Here is an 8402-nt window from a genome sequence, read left to right on the forward strand (position 1 = left end):
TCTTAAATCGAATATAATCATAGTAGAAGCCTGCCGATAGACGGTCTGGCTCAGTGCAGTTTAATATCTTCTAAAAAACCGTCACTTGCCAGAGTGGCGGTTTTTGCTATTTACCTTGACGGTTATGGTAAAACCAAAAACGTGAATCGTCAATGTAATCGGCATAATGCCTCACCTCCTTTCAGAGGTGTAGCCAGACCGCCTGTCATTTCAGCAGACTTCCAAATTGAATATAGCATAATTTGAAAAATTGTGCAACTTCTTATCGTATTCTATATACCATTGGTGCTTCAGAGAATACCATTCGTGCAAAAATCCCCTTTTCTGGCGGAAAGGGGATTATATTATAGATAAGCGCTGAAGGTGCCCACCGAAATGATTGTCCCGCAATCATTCTGCGGTGAAAGGAGTGAATCGCTGTGAAAGAACCGAAACAAACAAAAAAGCCAGCCTATTCCATGGCAAGCGATGTAGGCTTTCTGCTGAAAATGGCGTGGAAAACCACCCCCATGCTGTTTTTCTGGTATCCGGTCTATATTTTACTGGAGCTGGGAATGCCCGCCATCGCCATGATCCTGCCCAGCCGGGTCATTGCCCTGCTGCAGGGCGGGGCAAGCTTTGCAGCGCTGTTTGGGGAGATCGCCGGCTGGTCCCTGGGGCTTCTGCTCTGCGGGGCGGGGTGCACAGGGCTTACCCGGTTTACGGATTTTGCCTATCTGACCTTCCCCCGCATGAAGATGAACCAGATGGTATGCCTGAAGCAAATCACCACCGATTATCCCAACGAAGAGGTACAGGCGTTCCTTGACCTTCGGGCGAAAACAGGAAATTATCTCTATAACAACAGCGCCGGGTCGGAAGAGGGTTACCGCGTCATGCGCAGGCTGCTGGTTGGGTTCATTGGGCTGCTGTTCTTCGGCGCGGTGCTGTGGGCATACAGCCCTCTGGCTGTCCTCGGCGTGGCGGCGCTGACCTCCCTGGGCTTTCTTTCCCGGCGGGCGGCAAACCAGTGGGAGTTCAAAAACCGGGACAACTGGGCGCCCTTTGACCGAAAAATGGGCTATATCCATGAGGAAGCGGGAAACTACCGCTTTGCCAAGGACGTGCGGCTGTTCGGCATGGCAAGCTGGCTTTCCGACCTGTACGACAGCTTTCAAAGGCTGCGGCTCCATTGGGCGGAAAAAGCGGGAAAAGCCGCCTTTCTGGCAGACGCCGCCGACTGCCTGCTGGGCTTCCTGCGGGAGGGCGCGGCTTACGGGCTGCTGCTGTGGGGCGCGGTCAAGGGGGAAATAGACCCCGCCGCCTTTGTGCTGTATTTTTCGGCGGTGGGCAATTTTTCCAGCCAGTTCCTCGCCTGTCTCACGGAATTTTCCATTCTGCACCGGGTGCATCTGGAAACGGCGGATTACCGGGCATATCTCGATTATCCCGACACCTTCCGGCGGGAGGGCGGCAGACCCCTGCCCCAAGCCGATGAGTGGGAGCTTACCCTGCAAAACGTATCCTTCCGCTATCCCGGCGCAAAGCAGGACACCATTCGCCAAATGAATTTGGTCCTGCGGTCCGGGGAAAAAACGGCGCTGGTGGGACTAAACGGCGCGGGAAAATCCACGCTGGTGAAGCTTCTCTGCGGGCTGTACGACCCCACAGAGGGACAGATTTTGCTGAACGGCATTCCCATCACGGAATTTGACCGGGAGGAATACTACACTCTGTTTTCCGCGGTATTCCAGGAATCTGACGTGCGGGCGTACTCTGTGGCAAGAAACGTTTCCATGGACAAAAGCCCGGATATGGAAAAGGTGGAACGCTGCCTGAAGCTTTCCGGGCTGTGGGAAAAGGTGGAAAGCTTCCCCCGGGGAATGGGAACCAAGCTGATGAAATACATCTGGCACGACGGGGTGGACCTTTCCGGCGGCGAGGCGCAGAAGCTGATGCTTGCCCGGGCGCTGTATAAGGACGCGCCCATTATCCTGCTGGACGAACCCACCGCCGCCCTGGACCCCATCGCCGAGGCAGAGCTATATGAAAAATACGGCGACCTGACAGCAGGAAAGACCTCGCTCTACATTTCCCACCGGCTGTCCAGCACCCGCTTCTGCGACCGGGTCCTGTTCCTGGAAAACGGCAATATTGAAGAGGAGGGCACCCACGAGGAGCTGCTTTCCCGGCACGGCAAATATTACGAGCTTTATGAGCTGCAAAGCGCTTATTACAAAAAGAACGCAACTATAGGACAGGGAGGGGAAGCAAATGAAACGGCTTTGGCATAAATTCCGGGACGAATGCGCCCTGCTGCTGCGGGGCTACCGGCTGGTTTTTCAAATCGGCAAGGGAAAGGAGCTGCTGCTTCAAGCGGGGCAGTACGCCCTGACCGCCCTTTCCCCTTTAATTACCCTGTATTTTTCCGGGCAGATCATCGACGAACTGACCGGGGCAAGGGACAGCCGCCGCCTGTTGGTGCTGGCGGCGCTGACAGTCAGCGTCAACCTGGTCCTGCTGCTTTTGAAAAGCTTCCTGACTCGAAAAGGGGAAGCGGCTTCCGCCACCTCCTGGACAGACGCCTACATGACCTTTGCCCGGAAAATGCTTTCCATGGATTACGAGCACGTGGAGGACGTGCGGGTCCACGAAAAACTGGACCAGATCAAACAGATGCACAACTGGTCGGGCAACGGACTGCTCCGGCTGATTTACACCACGAATGAGCTGGTGGAAGGCTTTGTGGGAGCGGTATCCTCTATCGCGCTGGCAATGGGGCTGTTTACCATTACGGTCAAAGCGCCCACCGGGGCAGCGGAGGTGTTCGCTTCCCACTGGGGCACGGCACTTCTGGCTTTCCTGCTGCTACTCTGCCTTGCGGTGTTTTTTATCTGCTCCAAAATAGAAGCCAGAACCGTAGAAAGCATGGGAGAAAACATGACGCTGACCAACCGCCTGTTCAGCTATTTTTACTGGACGCTCCCCACCGACCACAAGCTGGGAAAGGACGTGCGCCTTTACGGGGAAGCGGGGCTGCTCCGGGAGGAAATGGAGGACGCGGGAACCTCTATGCACCGCTTTTTTTCGGGGGTCGCCGTGAAATCAGGCTCTGTAGAAGCTGTTTCCGCCGCCATGCCCTATGTAATGGGGCTGTTTGTCTACGTGGTGGTCGCTTCCAAGGCGTATCTGGGGCTGATCGGCATTGGCGGGGTGGTCACCTATGTGGGCGCGGTGAACCGTTTCGCCACCGGCTGCCAGAAGCTGTTCCACAGCGTGTCCGAGCTGTTTGCCAACAACCTGCACCTGCGGCGGCTGTTTGAGTTCCTGGATATCCACAATGAAAAGTACAACGGCACCCTGCCCACGGAAAAACGGGACGACGGCGATTATCTCATCGAGTTCCACGACGTTTCCTTTCAATATCCCGGCACGGATACCTGGGCGCTGCGCCACCTGAACCTGAAGCTGAAGATCGGCGAACGGCTGGCGGTGGTGGGCAGGAACGGCAGCGGGAAAACCACCATGATAAAGCTGCTCTGCCGGCTGTACGACCCCACGGAGGGAACTATCACCCTAAACGGCATCGACATACAGAAATATAACTATCAGGAATATCTGGACCTGTTCTCCGTGGTATTTCAGGACTTCCACCTCTTTTCCTTTGAGCTGGGACAGAGCGTGGCAGCCAGCATGGAATATGACGAGCAGCGGGTGCGGGACAGCCTGAAGGAAGCCGGGCTGGAGGAGCGGTTTTTGAAAATGCCCCATGGTCTGCACACCTATCTCAACAAGGATTTCGACGAGGAGGGTGTGGAGGTCTCCGGCGGGGAAGCCCAGAAGATCGCCATTGCCCGGGCGTTGTACAAAAATGCCCCGTTCCTGGTGCTGGACGAACCCACCGCCGCGCTGGACCCGGTTTCAGAATTTGAGGTCTACCGCAAATTTTCCCAAATTGCCGGGAACAAGACCTCCGTGTGCATTTCCCACCGGCTTTCCTCCTGCCGCTTCTGCGACCGCATTGCCGTCTTCCAGAAAGGCGAGCTGGTGCAGATCGGCAGCCACGACGACCTGTTGAACGCGGAAAACAGCCACTACCGCGCCCTTTGGGACGCCCAGGCACAATATTACGACGAGGCGGAATCCAATCTCCTGCTGGGCTGAGCTTTAGTCTGTAAGGAAAGGCTGTCCTTTGCCGCTTCCCTGACCGGTTTGGACAAATAGAAAGAAAAGAGCACGGGTCGCACCATGTGTGGTCCCGTGCTTTTTTACTTTTTCATGGGTCAATTTCCGCTTTCGCCGTAATTGGAGAGCACCCGGGCGGAGGGGTCTGTGACATTGCAGCCCTCCCAGTCCCGGTTGGGCATCCAGAAATCGCTTATCATCTCTCCCTGCCCCGGATAGACCTCCTCAAAAATCTCCCGGTACAGCAGGCTTTCCTTGGTAAAGGGCTGCCCATGGGTGTACTTTTTTCGCCTTTCCTCAAATTCGGCGTCAGTGTACCGTTCCTCCGCCAATTCCTTGAGGTCATCTACCATGGAATGCCCCACCGCGTCGGAGAACGCCGCTTTCTGCCGCCAGAGAATTTCTTTCGGCAGAAGGTTCTCGTTTTCAAAGGCCTTCCGCAGCAGATATTTTCCCATACCATAGGTGTTCATTTTCAGGGCGGGGTCTATGCTCATCACGTACCGCACAAATTCCAGATCGCCGAAGGGCACCCTGGCTTCCAGGGAGTTCACGGAAATGCAGCGGTCCGCCCGGAGCACGTCATACTGGTGCAGCTCCCTGACACGCTTCTGGGATTCCTGCTGGAAGGCTTCCGGCGAGGGGGCAAAATCGGTATATTTATAGCCGAACAGCTCATCGCTGATCTCCCCTGTAAGCAGCACCCGCACGTCCGTCTGCTCATGGATCGCCTTGCAGCACAGGTACATTCCCATGCTGGCTCGAATGGTGGTGATGTCCCACGTCCCCAGCAGGGAGATCACGGTTTTCAGGTTACTGAGCACGTCCTGCCGGGTCATATAGACCTCCGTGTGCTCCGCGCCCATAAACTCCGCCGCCTGCCGGGCGTATTTCAGGTCGATGGCGTCCTTCTCCATGCCGATGGCAAAGGTGCGGATCGGCTTCTGCAAAAGCCGGGAAGCAATGCCGCAGACAAGGCTGGAATCCAGCCCGCCGGAAAGCAGGAAGCCCAGGGGGGCGTCGGCGTCCAGCCGCTTTTCCACCCCTGAGATGAGCCGCTCCCGGATCCCGGCGCAGATGGTATCAATATCCCCATTTATGGTTTCCGCAGGGACGGCGGGGTCGGCATACCGGGTAAAGGCGCCGTCCGCATAATAGCAGCCGGGCGGAAAGGGGTGTATCTTTGAGACCAGCCCCAGCAGGCTTTTGGGCTCGCTTGCAAACGCCATGCCGCCGTTTTCAAGCTTTCCGTAATAGAGCGGGCGTATCCCGATGGGGTCCCGGGCGGCGATCCAGTCCTCTTTCTCGCCGTCGTATAAAATCAGCGCAAATTCCGCGTCCAGCATGGAAAACATCTTCACGCCGTATTCCCGGTAAAGGGGCAGGAGAATTTCGCAGTCTGAGCCGCTTTGGAAGCGGTAGCCGGCTTGCTCCAGCATTTTCTTTTTGGGGCGGAAGCCGTAAAGCTCCCCATTGCAGACCACGGCTGTCTTCGCCAGATGAAAGGGCTGCATACCGCTTTCCTCCAGCCCCATGATGGCAAGGCGCTGAAAGCCAAGGCAGCCCTTCCCCACTTCCTCCACCCGTTCCATATCAGGTCCTCTGGAACGGGTGCGGGCAAAGCAGACCTTCCACTGCTCCGTTAGAGAGCCTCGCTCAGTGAGCCCGATGATAGAGCACATAAATATCCTCCTTTTGGTTACCCAAATATCTTCCCTTCAAACCGTTCCTTTTCCCCGTGGCTCGGCACCGCCGTGGGGTAACCGCCGCCAAAGCAGGCAGCGCACAGCCCCTCCGGCGAAAACTGCCGGACGCTGCTTAGGCTGAGATATCCCAGGCTGTCCGCGCCGAGGAGCTTGCCGATCTCCTCCGTTGTGTGGCGGTTCGCGATGAGGTTTTCCGGGCTGTCGATATCCGTCCCGTACCAGCACGGCGCCACAAAGGGCGGCGCGCACACCCGCATGTGTATCTCCCTTGCCCCGGCTTTCCGAAGCTGGGAAATAATGCGGCGGCTGGTGGTTCCCCGCACGATGCTGTCGTCGATGAGCACGATCCGCTTTCCATCGACGACGGAGCGAATGGGATTGAGCTTCAAGTCCACGCCGGATTCCCGCAATTTCTGGTCCGGGGCGATAAACGTGCGCCCCACATATTTATTTTTTGTAAAGCCAAGGGCATAGGGAATGCCGGACTCGCGGGCATAGCCGACGGCGGCGTCCAAGCCGGAATCCGGCACGCCCACGACCAGGTCGACCTCCACCGGGTGCTCCCTTGCCAGCAGCGCCCCCGCCTTCTGCCTTGCCAGCGCGACGCTCACGCCGTCTACAACGGAATCGGGTCTGGAAAAATAAATGTATTCAAAGGAGCAGAGCGTCTTGGGGCATTTTCCGCAGTGGCTCTGGTCGCTGCGCAGCCTGCCGTTTTCCACCGTGGCAACCTCGCCGGGCAGGATATCCCGGACAAAAGCCGCCCCGGCTGCGTCCAGGGCGCAGGTCTCGGAAGCGAATACGATAGCGCCGTCCTCCCGCCTGCCCATGCAGAGGGGGCGGAAGCCGTGAGGGTCCCGGGCGGCAATGAGCTTCCGGGAGGAGGAGATCACCAGGGAATACGCCCCCTCGATCCTGTCCATCGTCCGGCTCACCGCTTCTTCAATGCTCCCGCAGCCCAGCCGCTCCTGGACGATGAGATAGGCGATCACCTCGGAATCCGTGGTGGTGTGGAACACCGAGCCGCGCTCCTCAAGCTCCTTGCGCAGCTCAAAGGCGTTGACCAGGTTCCCGTTATGGCACAGCGCCATGCGCCCCTTGTGGTGGTTTATCAGCAGGGGCTGGACGTTGCGCTTCTGATCCGCCCCGGTGGTGGCGTACCGCACATGCCCCACGGCGATGTTTCCCTCTCCCAGCTCCCGCAAACGGTCGGGGGAGAAAATCTCGCTGACCAGACCTGTTTCCCGGTGCGCGCTGAACACCCCGTGGTCGTTGACCACGATCCCGGCGCTTTCCTGCCCCCGGTGCTGGAGAGCCATCAGACCGTAATAGGTCAGCGCCCCCAGGTCGGAGCTTTCGGGAGCGTACGCCCCAAACACGCCGCATTCCTCGTTGAGCTTTCTCATGGATCGTTCCTCCGCAAAATGACGGCTTTGCCGGAAGAGCCAGCGAAGGCGCTTCCGGCAGCCAGAGCTTATGATTTTTATTCCACGTCCTGAAGGGCTGCGAAGCCCTCCTCGCCGGTACGCACCTTTACCACATTCTCCACATCGTAGACGAAAATCTTTCCGTCGCCGATGTGCCCGGTGTAAAGCACCTTTTTGGCGGTTTCGATCACGTCCCGCACCGGGACGGAGCTGACCACGATATCCACCTGCACCTTGGGCAGCAGGTTTGTTTCCACCGCAACGCCGCGGTAGTATTCAGGTCTTCCCTTCTGCACGCCGCAGCCCATCACATGGGAAACAGTCATGCCGGTAATGCCCAGCTTTGTCATAGCTTCCTTCAGCGCATACAGCCGCTCTTCCTTGAAAATGATCTCCACCTTGGTGAACTTGCTCCCCTCAGGCGCGAAGGACGGCTCCCGCTTTACCGGGATCGCTTCCGCCACAGGAGTAACGCCGGTCACGGCGACGATCTCCTCTCCGGGGGCAAGAGCGCCATACTTTTCCACAGCGGGGGCAAAGTCCGCATAGGCGCTGGGCAGACCGTGTTCGGAAATGTCCAGGCCCTTGAGTTCGTCCTCCGGGTCGGCGCGCAGTCCGTTTGTCTTCTCAATGATCTTGAAGGTGAGGATCATGGCAAGCACCGCATAAACGGCAACCGCCACAAAGCCCAGGGCTTGCAGCCCAAGCTGCCTGAAATCGCCGGTATAGAACAGACCGTTCAGCCCTGCGGGCGCGTCCGGGTTTGCCAGCAGCCCTACCGCCAGCGTGCCCCAGGCGCCGTTTGCCATGTGAACGCCCACAGCGCCCACAGGATCGTCCACGTGGCACTTCAGGTCCAGGACTTCTACCACGACGACCACCAGAATGCCGGAAACAATGCCCACGACTGTGGCTCCGATGGCGTCAAACGCGTCACAGCCCGCGGTGACGCCCACCAGCCCGGCAAGAGAAGCATTCAGGCACATGGAAACGTCCGGCTTGCCGTTTTTGACCCAGGTAAAAATCATTGTTGTACAAGTTGCGACTGCTGGCGCGATAGTTGTGGTCAAAAAGATGGAGGCTAGGGAAGTTTTGTCCCATGCGG

At 57.8% G+C, this 8402-nt stretch carries 5 protein-coding genes; 2 read left to right on the forward strand and 3 right to left on the reverse strand.

Annotated features, from left to right (window positions below):
- The first annotated feature begins 458 nt into the window (after positions 1-458).
- Together AB8996_RS09115 and AB8996_RS09120 are read left to right on the forward strand one after the other, a co-directional pair.
- Entirely contained in the window at positions 459-2273 is a 1815-nt protein-coding gene (locus AB8996_RS09115; RefSeq protein WP_369298662.1) for an ABC transporter ATP-binding protein, read from the forward strand.
- Complete coding sequence (locus AB8996_RS09120) at positions 2254-4143, forward strand: ABC transporter ATP-binding protein (RefSeq protein ID WP_369298663.1); 1890 nt, start codon at positions 2254-2256, stop codon at positions 4141-4143. The genes AB8996_RS09115 and AB8996_RS09120 overlap by 20 nt, the downstream gene beginning before the upstream one ends.
- 119 nt (positions 4144-4262) lie before the next feature.
- On the opposite strand, the gene asnB is transcribed toward AB8996_RS09120, so the two are convergent.
- The 3 genes from asnB to AB8996_RS09135 form a co-directional block, all read right to left on the reverse strand.
- The gene (gene asnB, locus AB8996_RS09125) at positions 4263-5846 is read right to left on the reverse strand and encodes an asparagine synthase B (RefSeq protein ID WP_369298664.1); all 1584 of its coding nucleotides are present in this window, start codon (positions 5844-5846) and stop codon (positions 4263-4265) included.
- 17 nt (positions 5847-5863) lie between these two features.
- On the reverse strand, positions 5864-7276 hold the full coding sequence (gene purF / locus AB8996_RS09130; RefSeq protein ID WP_369298665.1) for an amidophosphoribosyltransferase: 1413 nt from the start codon (positions 7274-7276) through the stop codon (positions 5864-5866).
- Positions 7277-7353: 77 nt separating this feature from the next.
- Positions 7354-8373 carry an ammonium transporter gene (locus AB8996_RS09135; RefSeq protein ID WP_369298668.1) on the reverse strand — a complete coding sequence of 340 codons (1020 nt, stop codon included), beginning with the start codon at positions 8371-8373 and terminating at the stop codon, positions 7354-7356.
- Between the last annotated feature and the right edge of the window lie 29 nt (positions 8374-8402).

The sequence above is a fragment of the uncultured Neglectibacter sp. genome (assembly GCA_937958185.1).
Lineage (GTDB): Bacteria > Bacillota > Clostridia > Oscillospirales > Acutalibacteraceae > Acutalibacter.

Excerpts from the sequence above, each read along its gene's own strand:
- purF (WP_369298665.1), bottom strand. The coding sequence starts at position 7,276 with ATGAGAAAGCTCAACGAGGAATGCGGCGTGTTTGGGGCGTACGCTCCC.
- AB8996_RS09120 (WP_369298663.1), top strand. The coding sequence starts at position 2,254 with ATGAAACGGCTTTGGCATAAATTCCGGGACGAATGCGCCCTGCTGCTG.
- asnB (WP_369298664.1), bottom strand. The coding sequence starts at position 5,846 with ATGTGCTCTATCATCGGGCTCACTGAGCGAGGCTCTCTAACGGAGCAG.
- AB8996_RS09115 (WP_369298662.1), top strand. The coding sequence starts at position 459 with ATGGCAAGCGATGTAGGCTTTCTGCTGAAAATGGCGTGGAAAACCACC.